18 protein-coding genes, 2 tRNA genes and 1 pseudogene are annotated in these 22,937 nt (G+C 38.0%); 13 read left to right on the plus strand and 8 right to left on the minus strand.

From position 1 onward, the window contains the following. Positions 1 to 11: 11 nt before the first annotated feature. The 4 genes from ACYIAR_RS13285 (at position 12) to pdxA (ending at position 5,869) form a co-directional block, all read left to right on the plus strand. A complete protein-coding gene (locus tag ACYIAR_RS13285) occupies positions 12 to 2,147 on the plus strand; it encodes a peptidylprolyl isomerase (RefSeq protein ID WP_480330140.1) in 2,136 nt (711 codons plus the stop codon). A gap of 305 nt (positions 2,148 to 2,452) precedes the next feature. Further along, the gene (gene rlmN / locus ACYIAR_RS13290) at positions 2,453 to 3,484 is read left to right on the plus strand and encodes a dual-specificity RNA methyltransferase RlmN (protein WP_480330141.1); all 1,032 of its coding nucleotides are present in this window, start codon (positions 2,453 to 2,455) and stop codon (positions 3,482 to 3,484) included. 216 nt (positions 3,485 to 3,700) lie between these two features. Beyond that, complete coding sequence (locus ACYIAR_RS13295) at positions 3,701 to 4,744, plus strand: DUF4837 family protein (protein WP_480330143.1); 1,044 nt, start codon at positions 3,701 to 3,703, stop codon at positions 4,742 to 4,744. 15 nt (positions 4,745 to 4,759) lie between these two features. After that, complete coding sequence (gene pdxA / locus ACYIAR_RS13300; protein WP_480330145.1) at positions 4,760 to 5,869, plus strand: 4-hydroxythreonine-4-phosphate dehydrogenase PdxA; 1,110 nt, start codon at positions 4,760 to 4,762, stop codon at positions 5,867 to 5,869. Positions 5,870 to 5,967: 98 nt separating this feature from the next. On the opposite strand, the gene ruvC is transcribed toward pdxA, so the two are convergent. Further along, positions 5,968 to 6,528, minus strand: a complete 561-nt coding sequence (gene ruvC / locus ACYIAR_RS13305; RefSeq protein WP_480330146.1) for a crossover junction endodeoxyribonuclease RuvC — start codon at positions 6,526 to 6,528, stop codon at positions 5,968 to 5,970. Beyond that, the gene (locus ACYIAR_RS13310) at positions 6,528 to 6,842 is read right to left on the minus strand and encodes a DUF4286 family protein (RefSeq protein WP_480330148.1); all 315 of its coding nucleotides are present in this window, start codon (positions 6,840 to 6,842) and stop codon (positions 6,528 to 6,530) included. The genes ruvC and ACYIAR_RS13310 overlap by 1 nt, the downstream gene beginning before the upstream one ends. A 266-nt stretch (positions 6,843 to 7,108) precedes the next feature. On the opposite strand from ACYIAR_RS13310, the gene ACYIAR_RS13315 reads away from it, so the two are divergent. The 4 genes from ACYIAR_RS13315 (at position 7,109) to ACYIAR_RS13330 (ending at position 13,336) form a co-directional block, all read left to right on the plus strand. Further along, positions 7,109 to 8,656 (plus strand): M28 family metallopeptidase, encoded by a 1,548-nt coding sequence (locus ACYIAR_RS13315; protein WP_480330150.1) that lies wholly within the window; start codon positions 7,109 to 7,111, stop codon positions 8,654 to 8,656. Between the two features lie 281 nt (positions 8,657 to 8,937). Next, the gene (gene dnaG, locus ACYIAR_RS13320) at positions 8,938 to 11,067 is read left to right on the plus strand and encodes a DNA primase (protein WP_480330152.1); all 2,130 of its coding nucleotides are present in this window, start codon (positions 8,938 to 8,940) and stop codon (positions 11,065 to 11,067) included. A 75-nt stretch (positions 11,068 to 11,142) separates the two neighbouring features. Beyond that, positions 11,143 to 12,078 carry an ABC transporter ATP-binding protein gene (locus ACYIAR_RS13325; protein WP_480330154.1) on the plus strand — a complete coding sequence of 312 codons (936 nt, stop codon included), beginning with the start codon at positions 11,143 to 11,145 and terminating at the stop codon, positions 12,076 to 12,078. After that, on the plus strand, positions 12,071 to 13,336 hold the full coding sequence (locus tag ACYIAR_RS13330) for an ABC transporter permease (protein WP_480330156.1): 1,266 nt from the start codon (positions 12,071 to 12,073) through the stop codon (positions 13,334 to 13,336). The genes ACYIAR_RS13325 and ACYIAR_RS13330 overlap by 8 nt, the downstream gene beginning before the upstream one ends. A 119-nt stretch (positions 13,337 to 13,455) precedes the next feature. Here ACYIAR_RS13330 and ACYIAR_RS13335 read toward each other — a convergent pair. Further along, positions 13,456 to 13,526 (minus strand) — tRNA-Gln (locus ACYIAR_RS13335). A 33-nt stretch (positions 13,527 to 13,559) separates the two neighbouring features. Further along, positions 13,560 to 13,630: transfer RNA gene (locus tag ACYIAR_RS13340), tRNA-Gln, on the minus strand. A gap of 307 nt (positions 13,631 to 13,937) precedes the next feature. Between ACYIAR_RS13340 and rsfS the strand changes: the two genes are divergently transcribed. The 3 genes from rsfS to ACYIAR_RS13355 all read left to right on the plus strand — a co-directional run bounded on the left by rsfS (position 13,938) and on the right by ACYIAR_RS13355 (position 17,517). After that, positions 13,938 to 14,297, plus strand: a complete 360-nt coding sequence (rsfS, locus tag ACYIAR_RS13345; RefSeq protein ID WP_480330158.1) for a ribosome silencing factor — start codon at positions 13,938 to 13,940, stop codon at positions 14,295 to 14,297. A gap of 33 nt (positions 14,298 to 14,330) precedes the next feature. Next, on the plus strand, positions 14,331 to 16,427 hold the full coding sequence (gene ftsH, locus ACYIAR_RS13350; protein WP_480330160.1) for an ATP-dependent zinc metalloprotease FtsH: 2,097 nt from the start codon (positions 14,331 to 14,333) through the stop codon (positions 16,425 to 16,427). Between the two features lie 256 nt (positions 16,428 to 16,683). Next, positions 16,684 to 17,517 (plus strand): phosphatidate cytidylyltransferase, encoded by an 834-nt coding sequence (locus tag ACYIAR_RS13355; RefSeq protein ID WP_480330162.1) that lies wholly within the window; start codon positions 16,684 to 16,686, stop codon positions 17,515 to 17,517. Here the strand turns inward: ACYIAR_RS13355 and porT are convergent. Beyond that, the gene (gene porT, locus ACYIAR_RS13360; RefSeq protein WP_480330164.1) at positions 17,504 to 18,211 is read right to left on the minus strand and encodes a type IX secretion/gliding motility protein PorT/SprT; all 708 of its coding nucleotides are present in this window, start codon (positions 18,209 to 18,211) and stop codon (positions 17,504 to 17,506) included. The two genes, ACYIAR_RS13355 and porT, sit on opposite strands and share 14 nt — an antisense overlap. 148 nt (positions 18,212 to 18,359) lie before the next feature. Between porT and ACYIAR_RS13365 the strand changes: the two genes are divergently transcribed. Continuing rightward, positions 18,360 to 18,527 (plus strand): DUF362 domain-containing protein, encoded by a 168-nt coding sequence (locus ACYIAR_RS13365; RefSeq protein WP_480330166.1) that lies wholly within the window; start codon positions 18,360 to 18,362, stop codon positions 18,525 to 18,527. Positions 18,528 to 18,607: 80 nt separating this feature from the next. Here the strand turns inward: ACYIAR_RS13365 and ACYIAR_RS13370 are convergent, their stop codons facing one another. Both ACYIAR_RS13370 and ACYIAR_RS13375 read right to left on the minus strand, forming a co-directional pair. Next, positions 18,608 to 19,177, minus strand: coding sequence for a 5-formyltetrahydrofolate cyclo-ligase (locus ACYIAR_RS13370; protein ID WP_480330168.1), 570 nt, complete (start codon positions 19,175 to 19,177; stop codon positions 18,608 to 18,610). 140 nt (positions 19,178 to 19,317) lie between these two features. Next, positions 19,318 to 20,823: pseudogene (locus ACYIAR_RS13375) on the minus strand (S41 family peptidase); the annotation flags it as partial. Between the two features lie 119 nt (positions 20,824 to 20,942). Between ACYIAR_RS13375 and ACYIAR_RS13380 the strand changes: the two are divergent. Beyond that, positions 20,943 to 22,037: an ISAs1 family transposase gene (locus ACYIAR_RS13380; protein WP_480329149.1), complete on the plus strand. Its 1,095-nt coding sequence runs from the start codon at positions 20,943 to 20,945 to the stop codon at positions 22,035 to 22,037. A gap of 461 nt (positions 22,038 to 22,498) precedes the next feature. Here the strand turns inward: ACYIAR_RS13380 and ACYIAR_RS13385 are convergent, their stop codons facing one another. Continuing rightward, positions 22,499 to 22,936 (minus strand): deoxycytidylate deaminase, encoded by a 438-nt coding sequence (locus ACYIAR_RS13385; protein ID WP_480330170.1) that lies wholly within the window; start codon positions 22,934 to 22,936, stop codon positions 22,499 to 22,501. Position 22,937: the final 1 nt, after the last annotated feature.

Genomic DNA, 22,937 nt, shown 5'->3' on the forward strand with positions numbered 1-22,937 from the left:
AAAAACAATAAATGGCTACACTTGAAAAAATTAGAAACAAAGCAGGTCTGCTGGTCCTTGTAGTGGGATTGGCATTATTCGCTTTTATCATTGGAGACTTTTTAAACTCCGGTTCAACTTATTTCAGACAGTCACAGGAAAAAATTGCTGAAATTAATGGTGAAGTTATTAACTATCAGGAATATCAGCAGAGAATTGACGATATGTCTGAAGTATATAAAATGCAGACAGGTTCTTCTAGTTTACCAGAAGAATATATGACACAGATTCGTCAGTCTGTTTTTGATAACATGGTACAGGAAATCGTATTAAACGAAGCAACAGAAGAAATCGGAATGTCTGTTTGTCCTGACGAGTTGTTTGATATGGTTCAGGGTGAAAATATCTCACCGCTAATCCAACAGATGCCAATGTTTGCTAATCCTCAGACAGGTCAGTTTGACAAAACTGCATTGTTGAATTACTTGAAGGCTATCGATGATGAAAATATTGCATCAATTCCGGCTGATCAGCAAGGACAGTTCATCAAAGCTCGTAATTTCTGGTTGTTCTGGGAAAAGAATATAAAACTTCAGAGATTGGAGCAGAAATATACAACTTTGTTGAGCAAAGCTATCTCAGCAAATAAATTGGATGCTCAGGAATCATTCAACGAAACAGCTGAAACATCAAATATCGTTTATGCAATGCAGTCTTATTCTACAATACCTGATTCAACTATCCAGGTAAGCCAGAGTGAGATTGATAAACTTTACAACGATCGTAAAGAATCTTTCAAACAGAAAGAAGCTAAAGTTTTGAAATATATTTCTGTAGATATTCGTCCTAGCCAGGAAGATTATGACAATGTGCAGAAAGATATCGAAGATTTGAAAAATGAATTCTCAACATCTGAAAAGGTTGATGATATCGTAAACGAAAATTCAGATGTTCCTTATGTTGATGCTTATTTTACAGACAAAGCTTTCGATGCTTCATTGAAACAGTTTGCTACAACTGCAAGCGTTGGTGATGTGTATGGTCCTGTATTTGAAAATGAAAAATACAGAATGTTCAAGCTTGTTGCAAAAACAGAAGCTCCGGATTCAGTGAAAGTTTCTCACATTATGTTGGCTGGTAAGAGCGAAGAAGAAACAAAAACTTTGGCTGATAGCCTTATGACTGCTTTGAACAACGGTTCTGATTTCGCTGAATTGGCTAAGAAATATTCAGCAGACCAGGCTGCAGAAAATGGCGGTGAACTTGGTTGGTTTACTGAAGTTACAGCTTTGCGTGGTGTTAACGAAGATTTCAAGAATGCAGTATTCTCTTCTCCTTTGAACAAAGTTACAATTGTGAAGTCAATGTATGGAACTCACTTGGTTAAGGTAACTGAGCAGACCAAGAAAGTTACTAAATATAAAGTAGCTGATATTGATATGGCTGTTTCTCCAAGTTCAAAAACATATAGCAATATATATAATGAACTTAATCAGTTTATCTCTAAAAACCAGGATATAAACAAACTTGATGATGCAGCAAAAGAAGCTGGATATAGCATTGTGACAAACCAGACAGTAACAGCTGATAATCAGATGTTGGGAATGATTAAGAATTCTCGTCCTGTAATCCGTTGGGCTTTCCAGAATGAAAAGGGTTCAATCTCTGAGATTTTTGAATGTGATGATAAATTCGTTATCGCTGCAATAGAATCAACATTGGAAGAAGGTTATCGTCCTGTTCAAATGGTTGCATCTTCATTGAAATCAGAGTTGATTGCTAAGAAGAAAGGAGAAAAGATTGCTGCTGATTTGACAGCAAAAAATCTTACATCAGTTGAAGCTTATGCTGAAGCAATGGGAGCAAATGTTGATTCTGTTAAGTTTGTTTCATTCGGTACTCGTCGTATCTCAGGTATCGGTGTTGAACCTAACTTGAATGCTGCAGTTTCAATGGCTGCTGTTGATCAGGTAAGCCAGCCAGTTAAAGGTAATAACGGTGTTTATGTATTCAAGGTATATGAACGTAACAAAGAAAATAAAGAATATGATGAGGCATCTCAATTGCGTACAATAGATGCTACTAATTCATATAGAATATCTTATCAGGCAATCCAGTCTTTGATTAATAAAGCGGATATCGAAGATAACCGTATACGTTTCTATTAATAGAAGATATAAACTAAATATTTTAGATATGAAAGCCAAGGTAATGTATTTACCTTGGCTTTTTTTAATGGGCAGATAATAAGTGTTTTAGCTTGCGGTATTTATTCGCTGAAATATATACGGATGTATTTGGAAATAAATACGGACGTATGACAAAATATATATTGCCCCGCGTTGGGATATATCTAGATGTATTTTCAAAGGAAAAAGTATGTTCATAAAATGGATTCCTGCAATATTATTTATCGTCTTACAATGAACTCGCTTTAAACTATTATCTTTGTAATATAAACATATTAGTTTTTATGATAGAAAAGAAACGTTTACTTGGTATGACCCTTCAGGAATTGAAGCAAGTAGCAGACGAGGTTGGGTTGCCGGGATTTGCAGCAAAGCAAATTGCTGACTGGTTGTATAAGAAAAAGGTTAAGGATATATCTTCCATGACAAATTTGCCTCAGGCAAAACGTGCAGTGTTGGAAGAAAAATATGAGGTAGGAGCGTTGCCTCCAACTCATTATCAGAAATCGGTTGATGGAACAATAAAATATTTGTTTTCAGCCGGTGAAGGTATGTTTGTAGAATCAGTGTATATACCGACAGAAGATAGAGCAACGCTTTGTGTATCATCACAAGTAGGATGTAAGATGAATTGTTTGTTCTGCATGACGGGCAAACAGGGCTTTTCAAAGAATCTTTCTGCAAACGAAATACTCAATCAGATACAATCATTGCCGGAAAACGAAAGTTTGACAAATATTGTATTTATGGGTATGGGTGAGCCTTTGGATAATACGGATGAATTGTTCAAAGTGCTTGAAATATTGACTTCGTCTTATGGATACGCGTGGAGCCCGAAAAGAATAACTGTTTCAACAATTGGAGCAAAAGGTCTGAAGCGTTTTCTTGATGAAAGTGATTGTCATCTTGCCGTCAGTCTTCATTCACCATATCCGGCAGAGCGTCTTTCGTTAATGCCTGTTGAGAAAGCTTTCCCTATAAAAGGAGTGCTTGATTTGATTCGTCAATATGATTTTACTCATCAGAGAAGGGTTTCATTTGAATATATTGTATTCAAGAATCTTAATGATTCACTTCAGCATGCAAAGGCTTTGGCAGGTTTGCTGAAAGGAATTCCTTGTCGCGTGAATCTTATCAGATTTCATGCCATACCGAATGTACCTTTACAGACAACAGATATGAGCCGTATGGAAGCATTCCAGAATATTATCAATGAAAAAGGAATTACATGTACAATCAGAGCTTCCAGAGGTGAGGATATATTTGCTGCATGCGGAATGCTTTCTACGATGAAAAAAAATAATCAGGTTGATTGATGAAACTTTTTGTTTGATAAAAGGTAAAGCTTTTATCGAAAATCAAAACAGTTTCTTATTTTTGTAAATAATTAAGTTTCGCAAGCTCAACTTAAAAGTTAACAAGGCTTCAGATACTAGTCCGCAAGGTCAAAACTCTTGTTAACTTGTCTTCTTGTCAACTTGTCATCTGTAAGTTTAGCTTGCGAATCTTGAATAAATAATATATGATGTGATATGAAAAAGCAAACTTTATTTTCAATTTTGTTTTTATTGGCAATGCTCGTATTGGGAAGCTGTAATTCCGGAAGCGTGCTTACCCGTGCAACGGGTTTTGCTTACGAGGTTGTTGTCGTAATGGATCAGGCAAATTGGGAATCTGAAGGAGGAAAAGCCGTGAAGTCACAGTTGACTGCTCCAATCCCTGGTTTACCACAGGCTGAACCAAGTCTGAAAGTAACATATTCACGTCCTTCAGACTTCAATGGTCTTATGACATATGTTCGTAATATCCTTATCGTAGATATAAACAAGGATATTTATACTAAGGTTACGTTGGCTTATGAAGCAAACCGTTGGGCTCAGGGACAATATGTTATGACACTTAAGGCTCCGGATTCAAATGCAATAGTTGAGTATCTGAATAAACGTCCTACAGTTCTTACTGATTTCTTTGTGAAAATAGAAATGAACAGGGCTGTTGAGCAATTGCAGGAGAGTTATAGTTCTGTAGTTATGGATAATTTGAAGAGCAAGTATAATCTGATGCTTAATGCTCCTGAGAATATGACATTCTATAAAGATACTACAGACTTCTTCTGGGCATCTAATAATGCTAACACTGGAAGAACAGATTTGATTGTTTATACATTCCCATATACAGATAAGGATACATTTACTCCTGAGTATTTGGTGGCAAAAAGAGATTCTGTACTGAAGGTAAACCTTCCGGGTTCTTTCCCTGGTACTTATATGGCAACTGAAACCCGATTCGGTCTGGGTGTTGACTATAAAGCCATAACTGTAAATAATAAATATTGCGGTGTGATGCGTGGTTTGTGGCGTGTAGTCGGTGATATGATGGGTGGCCCGTTTGTGTCACATATCCGTCTGGATGAAGAGAACAATAGAGTTGTTGTTGCTGAAGGATTTGTCTATGCGCCGGAAACTGATAAAGGTAATTTTATACGTCGCATTGAAGCAGCTTTGTTTACATTAAAACTTCCTGGAGAATTTGAACAAGAATATGACAGTTCATTGGATGTATCTCAGGAAGAATAAAAGATAATAGATTTTATGGAAAAAGAAGAACGATTGATAAAAGTTGGTATAACTCACGGTGATATTAACGGAGTTGGATATGAGGTAATTCTTAAAACTTTTGCTGATTCCCGAATTGCGGAGATGTGTATTCCCGTAATTTACGGTTCGTCAAAAGTAGCTGCATATCATCGTAAGGTGATGGATCTTCCTGCTGTAAATATGAATATAATTTCAAGAGCAGAGGAAGCTGGGCCTAACAGAGTTAATATAATAAATTGTATAGAGGAAGACGTAAAGGTTGAATTGTCACATTCAACATCTATTGCTGGTGATGCTGCTTTCCGTTCATTGGAAGCTGCAGTAGCCGATTTGAAAAAAGGAGCAATAGACGTTCTTGTGACAGCGCCTATCAACAAACATAATATTCAGAACGAGAATTTCCATTTTCCGGGACACACAGAATATCTGGAAGAGGCTTGTGGTGACGGACAGAAATCTTTGATGATTCTTGAGAGCAGTATAATGAAGGTTGCACTTGTTACCGGTCATATTCCAATTTCACAGGTTGCATCAACATTGTCTGTTCCGTTGATTCTGTCAAAACTGACGATTTTCAATAAATCTTTGAAGCAGGACTTTGGAATTGTTAAGCCACGTATCGCTGTGTTGGCTCTTAATCCACATGCAGGAGAAGATGGTTTGCTGGGCACAGAAGAACAGACAATAATAATTCCGGCAATTAAAGAAGCAGGGAACAATGGTATTGAGGCTTTCGGCCCTTATCCGGCAGATGGATTTTTCGGTTCAAATATGATGGATATGTTTGATGGAATCTTGGCAATGTATCACGATCAGGGATTGGCTCCTTTCAAAGCTTTGTCAATGGAAGAAGGGGTGAATTTTACAGCAGGCTTGCCTTTTGTAAGAACTTCGCCAGCACATGGAACAGCATACAATATTGCAGGAAAGAATCTGGCATCAGAAGAATCTTTCAGAACTGCTTTGTATGAATCTTTGGATATCTATCGTAACAGAAAACGTTATCAGGAAGCTACTGCGCGTCCGTTGCGCCGTCAATATTTTGATAAAGGTGGAGATAACGAGAAATTGGATTTGACTAAAGACGAACCAGAAGATTTGTAGTAGAACAAAAATCTGGTATAGATATAATAAAACCACAGAGATACAGACTGTATGAAATTTATATTAGGCTTGTCTGTTTCTCTGTGGTTTTGTTTTTTTTACTGCTTCACTTTGTCCGGATTCTTTGCTATGAAATCTTTCCAACTGTTATACTTTTTCTCCATAACAGGATTTTTGGACTGTAAGTGATGGCAAAGAGCAGCAGCCAGTCCATCCGTAGCATCAAGCTGTGGCAGCATTGATTCCTGTGGAATTTTCAGAATCCGCTGCAACATTCCGGCAACTTGCTCTTTTGAAGCATTTCCATTTCCGGTAATTGACATTTTGATTTTCAGAGGTGCATATTCAAAAATGGGAACTTCCTTTTCAAGTGCGGCTGCCATTGCCACTCCTTGAGCCCTGCCAAGTTTCAGCATACTTTGAACATTCTTTCCGAAAAAAGGAGCTTCGATGGCCAACTCGTCCGGATGATATTGCTCAATCAGCGAAGTCACTCTTTCATATATCTTCTTTAAACGGAGATAATAATCCTCATACTTGTCTAGTTTCAATATACCCATCGTTTCCATGTAAGGCTTATTGTTACGTATTGCCAGAATTCCGTAACCCATAATGATTGTTCCTGGGTCTATTCCTAGAATTATTTTTTCCTTAGTCATTATTCCAGAGATATTTCTTCCATTATTGTTGTGAAACCAACAACTCTCTGATTGAATTTCTTTATCAGTCTTTTTTGGATGGCAGCTCCATCTTTTTCAAGCCAATAGTTGAGAGTTTCAGCGTTTTTTACATGAAATTGCAGAGAAAAACTTTCTCCCAAATCATCCTTTTCGTGTGGGATAATTCTGCTTAATCTGGGATGACTCAAAAAACCGCTATTAGTAGCATTAGGAATATAATCCTGTATAAGGAATTCAATGCACTCTTCCAGCACACTGTTTTCAATATGGAAAGTTGTGTTATAGATAATCATGATTTCTTTTTTATTAAATATACAAAGTTAGATATTTTTGTTGTCCTTGCTAAAATATGGAATACTTAGTTTTTGGGTTTATAAGTTTCAGTATTATTTTGTCAAAAAAACAGCAAATTAATGGACTAATCAATTTACTAGCTTACCTGATTTTTTATACTTTCACAAAAGTATAGTTTAATTGGAAATTTGTTATTAAATTGCCCGAGTTTTTTGAAGATTGTAATAAAAGTGTAATATAATTTCTAATACCAAATTCAAGTGAAATGAAAAAGTTTTATATTCTGTGCCTGGCTTTTTTATGTCTGGGTGAATTTGATTTACCTGCCCAGAATTCGGCGGTGAATAAGATTATCGAAATTGGGCAGAACGATAATCAGACAATGCATCAGCTTGATATTCTCACCAATAGATTTGGTGGAAGACCTATTGGCTCAGATGCTTATGACAATGCCGCAGAATGGATGATTCGTGAATATAAGAAATGGGGTATTGAAGCTCATCTTGAGGAAGCCGGAACTCTTCAGGTTGGATTTAACCGTGGCCCGTGGTTCGGAAAACTTTTGAGCCATGATAACGGAATGACTCTTCATTTTGCAACTCCATCATATACGGCTGGAACAAAAGGTGTTCAACGTGGACATGTGCTTATTGAACCTAAGACAGAGGATGAATTCCAACGCATGAAACATAAGCTGAAAGGTGCATGGGTGCTTATTTCCGGAACAAACACAGGCTGGCCTATTGACCGTTCTGCTGAAGGTGATTCAATCCGTGAAGCGGTCAAGAAAGAAAATTTGGAAATCACAAAAAAGAATGCCGAACTACGCAAACGTAATTACGAAAATGGCGAGAAAAACGAAATGTTGCCTTTGCGCGAGTTTCCCGCATTGTTTTACAATGAAATGAAAGAAGCCGGAGTTTTGGGCTTTATCCAATCTTCCCCAGTTCCAATCCGTGCTTTGTATGACAGGAAGATGATTGATAGCATGACATTTGATAATGCTCCCGAACTTCCGGATATCAAACTGGACGAACATCAGTTCAAAGTAATCGAACAAATGGTTAAGGAACGTCGCGAGGATTTCCTTCTTGAGTTTGATATACGTAATCACTTTAAACTTGGACCTGTAAAATACCACAATGTGGTGGCAACTATAAAGGGCAGCAAATATCCTGATGAATGTGTCATGGTGAGCGGTCATCTTGATGCATTCGATGTTGGAACAGGTGGTATAGATTGTGGAACAGGTATTGCTCCTATGATGGAAGCTGCCAGAATGATTGCCCTTTCAGGTGCAAAACCTAAAAGAACAATAGTCTTTGTTGCATTTGCCGGGGAAGAATTCGGTTTGTTAGGAGCCAAGGCATATTGCAAAACTCATGCGAAAGAATTGCCGAAGATTGCTAATCTGTTTAACCGTGACGGTGGTCCGGAGCCTCCAGTTGGTATAGCCGTTTCTCAGGCAATGTATGATGATTTTGTGAAAATTACAGAACCAGTGAAACGTATCCGCGAAGATTATCCGTTTGAAGTTACAGTACGTCCACCAAGAAAACGTCCAACTATTCCTGGAGGAGTAGATTCTGAAGTTTTTGCAGTGGAAGGTGTTCCTACATATACTTTCTCAACCAAAGATATAAAAGGATATAACTTCAGCTACGGTGAAATATGGCATACTGAGCGTGATTTATATACAAAGAATATTCCGGAATATCTTGAACATACAGCAACAGTTACAGCAATTGTAGTTTTGGGCGTTGCTAATTTGGACAAGCAATTGTCTCGCGAAGGTGTTTTTGAAGGTGAATAATTTATTGGCATTCTGATGCCGTTATATAATTGACGGGCTGTCTGGTTTATTATCTTTAGTATGAAGAATAAGCCTTGACAGTCCGTCATTTTTTTATTGTTTTTTTTCGTCGCAGTGTTCTTGAAAAAACATTGCAGTGTTTCAGAAAAAAGCTCGTAGTGTTTTTGGAAAAACATCGCAGTGTTTTTATGTCGAATATAAAGTGTTTTTAAAGGTTATATTCTGATATAAATAAATATCATTAAATTTGTCTTCCGAAAAAAGAATGACGGTATTGAAATATGATTGACCAGGCAACGATAGATAGGATATTGGATACGGCAAACATTGTAGATGTTGTTTCGGAATTTGTCACTTTGCGCCGTCGTGGCGTGAATTATGTTGGGCTTTGCCCTTTCCATTCGGACAAGACTCCTTCGTTCTACGTATCGCCTGCCAAAAATATATGCAAATGCTTTGCCTGTGGTGAAGGAGGAACAGCCGTGCATTTCATTATGAAGCACGAGCAGATTTCATATTTCGATGCACTCCGCTATCTTGCCAAGAAATATAATATTGAGATTCAGGAACGTGAGCTCACCGAAAAGGAAAAACGTATAAGGAATGACAGAGAAAGTATGCTGATTGTCAATTCTTGGGCTCAGCAATATTTTACCTCTATTCTTGAGAATAATCAGGAAGGGCGCTCCGTTGGTATGCGTTATTTCATAGAGCGAGGATTTCGTGAAGATATAATCCGTAAGTTCCAGTTGGGCTATAGCCTTAATGAGCGCGACGCTTTGTATAAGGAATCTCAGAAGAAAGGATATAAAAAAGAATTCCTTGAGAAAACAGGACTTATAATATCTTATGAGGACGGAAGGGTTAATGACAGATTTCGTGGCAGAGTTATTTTCCCCGTACATACACTCAGTGGAAAGGTCGTTGCCTTTGGTGGCCGTGTGCTTAAAAAGGAGAAAGATGCGAAAACTGCCAAATATGTAAACTCTCCGGAAAGTGAAATTTATCACAAGAGTAACGAACTTTATGGTATATTCTTTGCCAAACAGGCAATAGTAAAGGCTGACAGATGCTATCTGGTGGAAGGATATACTGATGTTATATCAATGCATCAGGCAGGAATCGAGAATGTTGTGGCTTCTTCAGGAACAGCTCTTACTCAAGGACAGATAAGACTCATCAGACGATTCACCAATAATATAACTGTACTTTATGATGGAGACGCAGCCGGAATAAAGGCTGCTTTGCGTGGTATTGACCTTCTTCTGGAAGAAGGCATGAATGTGAAGGTTCTGCTTTTGCCTGATGGGGAAGACCCAGACTCTTTTGCCCGTAAACATAATGCTACGCAGTTTACGGAGTTTATTCAGGCAAATGAGACAGACTTCATTCGTTTTAAAACAAAACTTTTGCTTGATGAGGCGGGTAATGATCCAATCCGCCGCTCTAAACTGATAAATGATATTGTAGCCTCAGTGGCTATAATTCCAGACAATATTGCACGCTCGGTATATATCCGTGAGTGTAGCAGTATGATGGAGATAGATGAACAGGTTTTGCTTAATGCCGTAAATAAAATACGTCTCGACAAGAACCAGCGCAATGAGAACAAAGTCAAACAGCAACCGGAATATTCTTCGGTCGCTCCATATAGGAACGACGACGTAAACGATTATGTTTATCCTCCGGAACTTGCCAGTCTTGAAGTGTCGGATGTGCCGGAAGTTCCGGCTGATTTTCCTATGGCTCCTCCAGTTGAGGATTTGCCGCCATCGTCTCCTGTGCCTCAGGAGGTGCCTTTGCCTGAGGAAGTCACAGCCAAGCCTGCTGCACCACAAATCAGACGTTCGCCGTATGAGCCGTATGAAATCAATCTTCTCAGATATATAATACGTTATGGCGAGCAGATATTGTTTGATTATGTAGATGATGAAACAAACGAACGAGTGCAGTGGAGAGTGGCTGAATATATCAAGTCTGATTTGGAGCAGGATGAACTTACTTTCTATAATCCATTATTCAAACGCATACTGGACGAAGCTGCCGAGCATTGCAAGGATGATAATTTTGTGGCAAGCAGATATTTCCTGGCTCATCAGGACCAACTAATCAGTAAGCTGGCTGCAAATCTTATGAGCGAGAAATACCAACTTAGCAAATATCACACCAAATATAGGGAGATTGAGGATGAGCGGGACAGACTGGACCAGCTTGTAATCAAGGATATATTTGCGCTTAAGGATGCATATATTCTTCGCCAGATAAAGGAAATCCAGGCTAAGATGAAAGAATTGCAAACCTCAGGGAATATGGATGAGGCTATGGAACTCATGAGAAAACTTGTCAGGCTTAATGAAATAAAGAATGCTTTGTCGAAAGAGTTGGGTGAAAGAATTGTTCTGAAGATGTGATGAAGTTGCTCAACTCGTTAACTTGATTTTGTTAACTGTATGTTGAGCTTGTGAAACATAAAATATATCTATATTATGAATTATCTTGAAGTAAAAGATGTAGTAAAGCGATATAGCGGGCATCTTGCTTTAGACCATGTTAATATCCAGGTTCCGAAAGGTGAAATCTTCGGATTGCTTGGTCCGAATGGTGCAGGAAAAACCACGCTTATCAGGATTATAAACCGTATAACAGCACCGGACAGTGGTGAAGTTTATTTGGATGGACGCTTGTCTCAACCGGATGATATATATCGTATTGGATATTTGCCGGAAGAGCGTGGACTCTACAAGAAAATGAAAGTAGGCGAGCAGGCTCTTTATCTGGCACGTCTCAAGGGACTTTCACGTTCTGATGCCATGAAACGCTTGAAATATTGGTTTGAGCATTTCGATATTGCTCCGTGGTGGAACAAGAAAGTCGAGGAGTTGTCGAAAGGTATGCAGCAGAAAGTGCAGTTTATCACAACTGTTATTCATGAGCCTGAGCTATTGATTTTTGACGAACCGTTCAGCGGTTTTGACCCCGTTAATGCTGAGTTGTTGAAAAAGGAAATCCTGTCTCTTAAGGAAAAAGGTCATACCATAATTTTCTCCACTCATAATATGTCGTCTGTCGAGGAGATTTGTGATAATATCGCATTGATAAACAAATCGAGAGTTGTCCTTTCCGGAGCTGTTACCGATGTAAGAAACAGTTTCCGAGAGAACAGATATATAGTTGAAATAGCGCCTTCCGTGGATGAAATAACTTCAGTTGGTGGAGTGTTTGATGTGGAAAATATTATAAAGGCGGAAGATAGATTTACTTTAATGATACGTAAGAATTATGCTGTCAGCAATTCTGCATTACTGGTAGAGTTAGGCAAGAATAATGAGATATATTCGTTCAAGGAGGCTTTGCCGTCAATGAATGAGATTTTTATTCGAACAGTATCTGAAAACTTAAAAGAGGAAAATAACAATGAGTAATATAGGATTGATAATAGAGCGAGAATATTCTTTCAGGATAAAGAAAAAATCATTTTGGTTGTTGACAATACTGATGCCGGTTCTGTTTGCTGCATTGGTTTTTGTTCCTATGTGGTTGGCAACTTTTCAGGATTCGGAAGCTAAAACGGTGGTGATTATGGATTCAACCGGAAAATATGAATCATTGTTTGAAGATACTGAAAGTTGTGTCTATATAAAGGCTGAAGGTTCGATGGACGAATACCGTAAAAAGGAAAACAAAGAGATAACAGCATTCCTCAATATCTCTGCACCTTTATCGGAAAATCCTGATGCTGCAACTTTGTATTCGTCCCGTCAGTTACCTAACAATTTGGTGAGAGATATCAACCATATACTTACTGAAGCTTTAAGAAATGAGAAGCTAGCCGGATTTAACATTGAAAATATAGACAGTGTTATGCAGGTTGCAAAAGAAAACTATTCTGTCCAGACTGTGAAATGGAATGATGACGGTTCTGAAGACAAAAGTTCATCTGATGTCGCTACAATTCTTGGGATGATGGCTACACTTATAATATATATGTTCATAATATCCTATGGAGGAATGGTTATGCAGGGTGTTATGGAGGAAAAGACAAACAGGATAATAGAAGTTATGATTTCTTCTGTCCGTCCTTTTGACCTGATGATGGGAAAAATTATTGGAATCGGACTTGTTGGTCTTACTCAGTTTATCCTTTGGTGTGTTCTCACAATATTTCTGATAGCCAGTGCGGGTGTGGCTATGGGCGAACCAGTTCAGGCTGTAGTTGCTTCGGATGTTGAAATGTCCGGATTGTCAGCTTTGTTTGCTGTGCCTTGGGCAAAGCTGTTGTTTTTCTTCTTCCTTTATTTTGTTGGAGGTTACATACTATATGGAGCAATGTTTGCCGCAATAGGTAGTGCTCTTAGTCAGCAGGAAGACAGTCAGCAGTTTATGGCACCAATGATTCTTTTCATGGTGTTCAGTTTATATGCCGGTATTTATGGTGCGGAAAATCCGGACGGACCATTGGCATTTTGGGCTTCGGTTATTCCGTTCAGTTCTCCTATGGTTATGATGATGCGTCTTGCATTTGATGTTCCTTGGTGGGAGCTAGCTTTGTCTTTGTCTGTTTTGCTGCTTACGTCTGTTTTTGTAGTATGGCTTTCTGCACGAATTTATCGCGTAGGAATATTAATGTATGGAAAGAAACCTTCTATAATGGAGATATTAAAGTGGATAAGATATAGATAATCAGATAAATTAGGAAACGAGTTGACAAAGTATTATATTATTCTTTTGACAACTCGTTTTCTTGTCAACTTGTACCTAACAAAAAAGCCGATTCAATTTCTTGAACCGGCTTTTTTCTGTTGTTCTACCAGGATTCGAACCTGGACAAACAGGACCAGAATCTGTTGTGCTACCATTACACCATAGAACAATTTGGTGATTAGCTATAAAAAGAATTTGAAAGTTGTTCTACCAAGATTCGAACTTGGACAAACAGGACCAGAATCTGTTGTGCTACCATTACACCATAGAACAATATTCATCAACTTTTGTGTTGCTAACTCTCTCGTTTGCGAGTGCAAAGGTAGATAAAATTTTATTACCACCAAATGTTTTTCGTGTTTTTTTTCAAAATATGTATTTTTCTTTGTGCTGACAGCTTTTTGTAGGAATAGTAAGACGAGACTGTGATTACTTATAAAGTTGTTTCCTTATTGGCTTGTTTCTTTATAACCTCTCTCTTAATATTGTTAAAAATGAACAGAATAATTGCCCTTTAGAAATGTATGTATTCCAAATTATCTTTTATATTTGCATCTCTAAAATACATTAAATAGAATAAATGGAAGAAACAAAAGAATTAGTACAATCAATCGTAGAAGGATTACAGGAGAAAAAAGGCTCCAATATCGTAGTAGTTGATTTAACAAACTTGTCAGGAGCAATCAGTCAATATATGGTGATAGGAGAGGGAAAGTCGCCTTCGCAGGTTTCGGCTTTGTCTGACTCTGTGTGGGAGTTTGCAAGAAAGAAAACGGGAGAAAAACCTCTTTCTATTGATGGAACGCAAGGTGCCACTTGGATTGGAATGGATTATGGCACGGTTCTTGTTCATATATTTATGCCGGAACAGCGCAAGTTCTATAATTTGGAAAATCTTTGGGCTGATGCCAAAGTGACAGAAATACCGAACTTGGATTAATCCGGTTAATATTATTTATTTCATTAAATTAATATGGACAATAAGGATTTGTTTAATAAGTCATCAAAGAAGAATAATAAGCCTGGAGGTTTTAAATTTAACCTCTATTGGATGTATGGTCTTATTCTCTTGATGCTCTTGGGCTTGTATATGACTAATAGCCCCACTTCATCGAAAGAAGTTGGATGGACTGAGTTCCAGAAACTGATGAAGGAGAATGTGTTTGAGAAGATGGTTGTTTATAACCAGAAGAATATGGTTGAGGCAACTGTAAAACCTGGAAAAGCTGATTTGGTATTTAAAAATCATTCTGAACTACCAACAGGTACGGGAATGATGGTTTATGTAAAGATTCCTTCAGCTGACAAATTTTCAGATTTCTATGATAAAGCTGTAAGTGAAAGCCAGATTGATACTGAGGTTAGTTTTGAAGAAGGAGACAGTACTTTATGGAATTTCTTTATTTCATGGTCTCCGATGTTGCTGCTGATTGCAATATGGTTTTTCCTTATGCGTAAGATGTCTGGTGGACCTGGTGGTGGACCTGGAAATGTATTTAGTGTAGGTAAAGCTAAGGCTCAGTTGTTTGATAAGGATAGTGACCGTAAAGTTACATTTAAGGATGTCGCTGGTCTTGCTGGAGCAAAGCAGGAAGTTGAAGAAATTGTTGCATTCTTGAAGAATCCATCAAAATATACAGAGTTGGGTGGTAAGATTCCTAAGGGAGCATTACTTGTTGGCCCTCCGGGAACAGGTAAAACTTTGCTTGCCAAGGCTGTTGCTGGTGAGGCAGATGTTCCATTCTTCTCTTTGTCTGGTTCAGACTTTGTTGAGATGTTTGTTGGTGTAGGTGCATCACGTGTTCGTGACTTGTTCCGTCAGGCAAAAGAAAAAGCGCCATGTATAGTGTTTATCGATGAAATTGATGCTGTCGGTCGTGCTCGCGGACGAAATGCTAATATGAATAGCAACGATGAACGTGAAAATACATTGAACCAGCTGCTTACAGAAATGGACGGTTTCGGCTCTAACAGTGGTGTTATCATTCTGGCTGCTACAAACCGCGCGGATATTCTTGATAAGGCTCTTTTGCGTGCCGGACGTTTTGACCGACAGATTCATGTGGAATTGCCGGACTTGAATGAAAGAAAGGAAATCTTTGGTGTGCATCTTCGTCCTATCAAGATTGACGATAGTGTTGATACAGAATTGTTGGCTCGCCAGACTCCTGGATTCTCAGGTGCTGATATTGCCAACGTATGTAATGAGGCTGCATTGATAGCTGCTCGTAACGATAAGAAATTTGTTCAGAAGGAAGACTTTATGAATGCTGTTGACCGAATCGTTGGTGGTTTGGAAAGACGTACTAAGATTACTACAGCTTCAGAACGTAGAAGTATTGCTATACATGAAGCTGGTCATGCAACTTTGAGCTGGTTTCTTGAACATGCAAATCCATTGGTTAAGGTGACAATTGTTCCTAGAGGAAAGGCTTTGGGTGCAGCATGGTATTTGCCTGAAGAACGTCAGATTACTACTCGTGAGCAGTTATTGGATGAAATGTGTGCTACTCTTGGTGGACGTGCAGCTGAAGAATTGTTCCTTGGACGAATATCAACAGGTGCTTCCAACGATTTGGAACGAGTTACAAAACAGGCTTATGCTATGGTGGTTTATTTTGGTATGAGTGATAAACTTCCAAATTTGAACTACTATGATTCAACTGGTCAGGATTGGGGATTTACCAAACCTTACAGTGAGGAAACAGCTCGTCTTATCGACCAGGAAGTTCAGAATATCATAAATACTCAATATGAAAGAGCAAAACAGATTCTGACAGAGAAGGCCAAAGGCCATAATGATTTGGCAGAATTATTGCTTGAACGTGAAGTTATTTATTCAGAAGACGTGGAAGAAATTTTCGGTAAACGTCCATGGGTTTCAAGAACTCAGGAAATACTTGAAGCACAGGAGCAGGAAAAGCAGGCTAAGGATGCTTCTGGTAATGAATCTCCTGTAACTGGTAATACTGAGGAATCTTCTGAAAAAGATTCTGAAAACATAGAGCAAGTTGAAAATTCCGGAAATATTTCTCAAGAGGATTCTTCTAAAGATGCTGAAGTGAAATAATAGTTCCCTATAATATTTTTATGAAGGTGTGTTGAAATTTTATATTTTGGCACACCTTTTTTCTTATCTTATTTTCAGTTTTAGGTAATATATCTCTTCTCTTTTTTCTATCTCGATTTAATAATACTATCTTTGCGCTGTAAAAGCAATTTCGGTTAGGCTTTGCAAATTAGCTATAATTTGTTTGTACATTGGGCTTATGTGTATATGCCGATTTGCTTAACAGGAATTTATTATAAACATAAAACTGAATATTTTGAATAACTTTATTACACGAACATTGACAGGGATTGTCTTCGTGGCTGTATTGGTGGGAGGAATATGTTTTCACCCTTATTTGTTTGCTCTTGTGTTTGCTATAATAACAGGAGCAAGTTTGTGGGAATTTTATGGCTTGGTACGAAAGAATGATGAAGCCGTTATTCATAAAGTTTTAGCAACAATTGGTGGAATATATTTATTCTTTTCTTGCTTTGCTTATGCTTACAATATGGCATCATCGGTAGTTTTCCTTCCTTATTTGTTGTTTATATTGTATTCATTCATAGGAGAATTATATTATAAAGCATCTGACCCGATAAAAAACTGGGCATATTTGTTCTTGGGGCAGCTTTATTGTGCAGGTTCTTTTTCTCTGCTTAATTTTATAATGTCGGCAAGTGATGAGAGCGGAGTGGCTGGTTTCAATTATATTCTAGTTCTTTCAATGTTTGTTTTTGTGTGGGTTAATGATACAGGAGCTTTCCTTGTAGGCTCAGCTATAGGAAAGCATCGTCTGTTTGAAAGAATATCACCAAAGAAATCATGGGAAGGCTTTTGGGGCGGAATGTTTTTTGCTATGCTGTTTTCTCAGGGATTTGCATATATCGACCCTTCAATCAGCCGACTTTCCTGGCTTGGACTTTCTGTTGTAATTGTTCTATTCGGTACTCTTGGAGATTTAGTGGAATCTTTGCTGAAACGCACTTTGGGTGTAAAGGATTCGGGAAAGCTGCTGCCAGGCCATGGCGGTATGCTGGATCGTTTTGACAGCATTTTGATGGCAATTCCGGCAGCTTATATATATTTCCGTCTTTTTATTCAAAATTGAAAGTAAGCACCACCATTCTGGATGTTGCTCGAGATAGACCTTCAGTGTACTTGATTGTTTCCTGTCCCTGGAGGTCACTTCTGTCTTTTTCAAGAACATCAGCAAGTCCAAAACAGAATTTAAGTTCAGGACAAAGTTTGAAGAATGGCAGATAAATATCACATCCTATACCGAATTCAACTCCGAAATCCGGACCTTTCAGCAAAATAGGAGTTCCTTTCTTCCTGCCCAAATCAAATGCACCGTAAATACCGCCTAACAGATATGGACGATAATTATTCAGCCTTAGAGCACTATACTTTATATCAAGAGGAAACATCAGATAATTGGAACGTACATTCGTTTTGAAAGTTTCCTCACTATTTTCCTTTTTGAATACAAATTGCTTGTCTCCGAAATGAATTGATGGCGTGAATCTGAGGTTGAAGAAACGGCTCAGATACATGTCTCCTATAACACCGACACTGAATCCTGGTGAATAGTTGGGTATTTCAGCAAACCATGTTTCTCCATTATATGAAGAACCTGAATTTGTCAGCAGCAAATCTTGTGAGTGCAACCCGACAAAAAAACCAAGATGAAAAAGTCGGTTATCTGTATATGGCAGATTCTTTGCTTTTTCCTTTTGAGCAATAGCCATCGTTGAGGCTAAACAGATAAAATATAATATAAAAGCTATTCTTTTCAATGTCATTCTGTTGTTTTTATTATTAACGAAGCAAAGGCAAAGATATTGCAAAATTGGGAATATTTGAGAAAATATTTGCCTCAGATATTTTTTAATATCGAATAAAACTCTACTTTTGTATCACTAATAGTTATCATTTTAAACGTTTATAAAAATGGCTTACGTAATTAGCGACGATTGTATTGCTTGCGGTACTTGTATTGACGAATGTCCGGTAGGTGCAATTTCAGAAGGTGATAAATACAGCATCAACCCTGATATGTGCACAGAATGTGGAACTTGCGCTGACGCTTGTCCTACTGAAGCTATTCATCCGGCATAATCAGACCGAAGCATGTATTAAGCATCTGCTAAGCAGATTGCTTATAAAAAATAACGAGTTGCCCTTTTTAGGACAGCTCGTTATTCTTTTATACCAATCACATCTTTTTCCGTTATTACCATATCCATTTTCCTGTCAAATCCCTCTGCGGGTATTTTATCAAAAAACTGGAAACCGAAACATATACCTATTTTCGGCACATTCAGACCGGACAGCAAACGATCGTAGAAACCTCTGCCTCGTCCCATTCTGTTCAGGCTTTTGTCAAAGGCTACACCAGGAACAATTACCAAGTCAATATTATTTTCTGGGAAAATATTATCAGGAGTTACAACCGGTTCCATTATACCAAAAGAGCCGCTTCTGAGACTTTCTTTTCCTTCGTAGCGAACCATAATCAAGTCGTCACCGTCAACTACGGGAAGAATTATGTTCTTTTTTGTGTACCACTTTTCAATCCATAAGTCTGTTTCCACTTCGCCTTTTAAGGAATAATATACAGCTATGTTATTTGCTTGTTTAAAAAGACTGGTCTGCTCAATCTTTTCCATGATTTGAGCAGACCAGTTTGATAAGTCTTCTTTGGATTGAAGCTTTTTTATACAAGCTATTTCTTTTCTGAGTTGTTGCTTTGCTTGTGATGCTTCCATTCTTATTTTAATTGTTAGTTTGGTGAGTTGAACATTGCCAACTCGTTCGCTTGTCAATTATTATTTATTAAAGTTTCGCAAGCTCAACTTGTATCTGAAGCCTTGTTAACTTTTAAGTTGAGCAACTCGCGAAACTTAAATTATTTATTTTCAAGCGGATTTGCTTTCCCTTCCTGAAGCACTTTAATAGCTTCTTTTATAGTTATATCATCGCTCAGGAAAATAGGATAGAATCCTGGATCATCAAAGAAATTCCTTACAATATAAGCATGAAGCTGTTTCTCTATCAATTTAGAGGAAATAGCAATCAGATTAGGACGTTTCTTTATACCTTTTTTAGCTGCGAAATTTGTGAATTCATTAAGAATAGGCTGTTTCTTTAAATAGTCATACAGCTCCTCATAACTCTTGTATTTTGAGAAATTATCTCTATTCTTGTCTGAATATTCAAGAGCATACAAATAAAGAACACCACTGTTGATTACATTAGAGAAATATGATGTTATTCCGCTTGTATCTCTTGGGATAAAGATATCCGGCATAATACCACCTCCGCCATAAACAGTTCGTCCGCCTGCTGTCTGATATTTCAAATTGTCATCAAGCTTGATACTGTCAGCCGAGTCAAATTCTCCGTGCATGAATCTGTTGTATATATCCTGATCATATTTGTCTCCTTCACCAAGCTCATATTGTTTCTGGATACATCTTCCTGAAGGAGTATAATATCTGGCAATAGTAAGACGAATTTCTGAACCGTCAGTCAACTTGATTGGTGATTGAACAAGTCCTTTACCATATGTTCTTCGTCCGATAATCAAGCCTCTGTCGTTATCCTGAATAGCTCCGGAGAAAATTTCACTTGCCGATGCTGATATTTCGTCTGTCAGAACAACAATTGGAGCATCTTTACAAGTTCCTGTACCGTTTGCATAAACATCAGAACGAGGAAATGATTTTCCTTCTGTATAAACAATCAGACTTCCTTCAGGCATAAATTCGTTAATCATATTTACTGCTGCTTCCATATAACCGCCAGTGTTACTTCTGAGGTCGATAATGAAAGACGAGCAACCCTTTTGTTTAAGCTTCGCTATTGCAGTTATGAACTCATTGTATGTAGTACGTCCGAATTTGCTAACCTTAATATAACCGATATTGTCAGCCACTTCATAGGCAACATCCACAGAGTTTACAGGAACATCTCCACGGGTAACTTCAAATGTCAGCAATTCCGGTTCGTTTCCTCTTTTGATACCAAGTTTTACTGTACTATTCTTGGCTCCTCTTAGATTCTTCATAATATCGTTTTGGCTGATTTTCTTGCCTGCAAAAACAGAGTCGTTTATAGTGATAATTCTGTCGAAAGGCAACAAACCGGCTTTTTCCGATGGACCACCGGGAATAACACTGATAATTAGAATTGTATCCGTCTGCAAATTGAAAGATACACCTATTCCGCTGAACGAACCTTCCAAATCTTCATTCACTCTTTCCACATCCTTTGCCGAAATATATACAGAGTGAGGGTCCAGTTCGCTGAATATTTTAGGAATAGTTCCTTCGATAAGTTTACCCATATCTACCGTGTCAACATACTGTTCGTTTATGATACGCAATATAGCATCAATTTTGTTGTTGCCGGAATTGAATCAGGGCAACCGCATCAAAATTTGTAATCATCAGTGAAGTGTTTATCTGTGCCTCACCTTAGATTTGCAGCGGCAAACCGAAACAGAAATAGAAATGATAAATTTGCAGTGAAATGAATCCATCCAAGTATTTTTCAGAAGTTACCGATCCTCGTGTAACAGGTCGTTGTCTACATTTGTTGTCAGACATATTAATGATAGGTTTGTGTACTTACCTGACAGGCGGAACAGATTATGAGGATATGCGTCTGTTTACCTTGGAACGTGGAGAAAAACTTAAGGATATGCTTTCACTTCCTCACGGTGTACCTTCAAAAGATACGTTTGAGCGTGTGTTTCAACGCATAGACCCAACCGAATTAGAACATTGTCTTTGTAGTTATGGGAAGTCAATCCTGTCGGATTTATCAGAAAAACAGATTGTTATAGACGGGAAGAAGCAAAGTGGGACATCGCCGACCTCTCGCGGGAATAAAGGTCTGTACATTTTGAATGCCTGGGTAAGCGAGAACGAATTCTGTATATATCAGAAAAAAGTGGAAGACAAGTCCAATGAGATAACAGCCATTCCCGAAGTGTTGTCAGCCATAGATATTGAGGATGCAGTTATATCCATAGACGCTATGGGAACGCAACGTGAGGTTGTAGACTTGATACTTGAAAAGAAGGGGCATTATCTATTGTCGGTAAAAGGTAATCAGAAGTCTCTATATGAGGATATTGAATGTGCTTTTAAAGTACACGGCGGCCTTGATTCGGATACGACTGTGGAAAAAGACCATGGAAGGATAGAAGTCAGGAAATGCAGCATTCTTCCAGCCATGGAATATCTGCTTCCGGAAACCATTCAATCTTGGAAAGGACTAGGGACGATTGTAAAAATGGAATCAAGTAGGGAGATGAACGGGAAAACGGCTCTTGAAACCAGATATTATATCAGTGACGAGCAAGGATTAAGTGCGTCTTACTTTCAAAAAATAATAAGAGGACACTGGAGTATTGAGAACCAACTGCATTGGCATTTGGACGTTACTTTTAAAGAGGATGATTGCAGAGCGAGGAAAGGATATTCATCACAAAACCTGTCAGTGATTAGAAAAGTGGCTTTACATATCATCTCTGAACAAAAGGATAAGTTAAGCCTTAAAAAAAGACTTTACAAGGCAGCTTTGGATATTAACTATTTAAAAAAGTTATTGCAGTTCTGACCGGATGATCTGAATCATAAAAAAGAGGCCTCTTTTTATAAGAGACCTCTCATAAGATCTTACGAATCATAGTCGAAAGACTTTGGTTGTAAAATCGACACGTAAAAAATCCAATCGCTAAGGTTGTTTTTCATAGTTAAGGTTTTGCTATCCGCAATATCCGCTTTATTTCCCAAATAACACATTTTTTTCAGAACTATTTTAACAAACCTGTTGCAAAACATATTTTGAATGGAATTTTGGTGCGGTTGCCCTGGAATTGAATTGGGTAAAAGGATTTTTCTTGCTTAATGTATTATAATGGTTGCCGACGAAAACTCCCAACGCAATGCTTAGAGCTATTATCACCGGAAGCCAAACGGAATGCTTGTTGTTCCTGTCCATAGTTTATGTTTATTTATTACGTAATGTCAACTTGTTTTCTTTTTAACTAGTTAACTGAAAAAAAACTACTTTTATTGTCAGTCTTTGTCAATTTCAATATATTCCAATTCGATATTTGCCCTTTTCAGCAAATCACAACCTTCTTCTGTCCTGTATTTTTCTGAGAAAACTACTCTTTTTATTCCTGATTGTATAATCAGTTTCGCACATTCAATGCATGGAGCGGAAGTAATATAAATTGTTGCGTCCTTACTGCTGTTTGACGAAGCTGCAACCTTTGTAATTGCATTTGCCTCTGCATGCAGCACATAAGGCTTTGTGATGTTGTGTTCGTCTTCACATACGTTTTCAAAACCGGCAGGAGTTCCGTTATATCCGTCGGATATTATCATCTGGTCTTTTACGATTAGAGCACCAACTTTTCTCCTTATGCAATATGAATTTTCGGCCCATATTGCAGCCATTCTCAGATATCTTTTATCTATTTCGTGCTGTTTATTCGCTTTGTCACTCATA

The organism is Parabacteroides sp. KHUB-01, assembly GCF_056640935.1.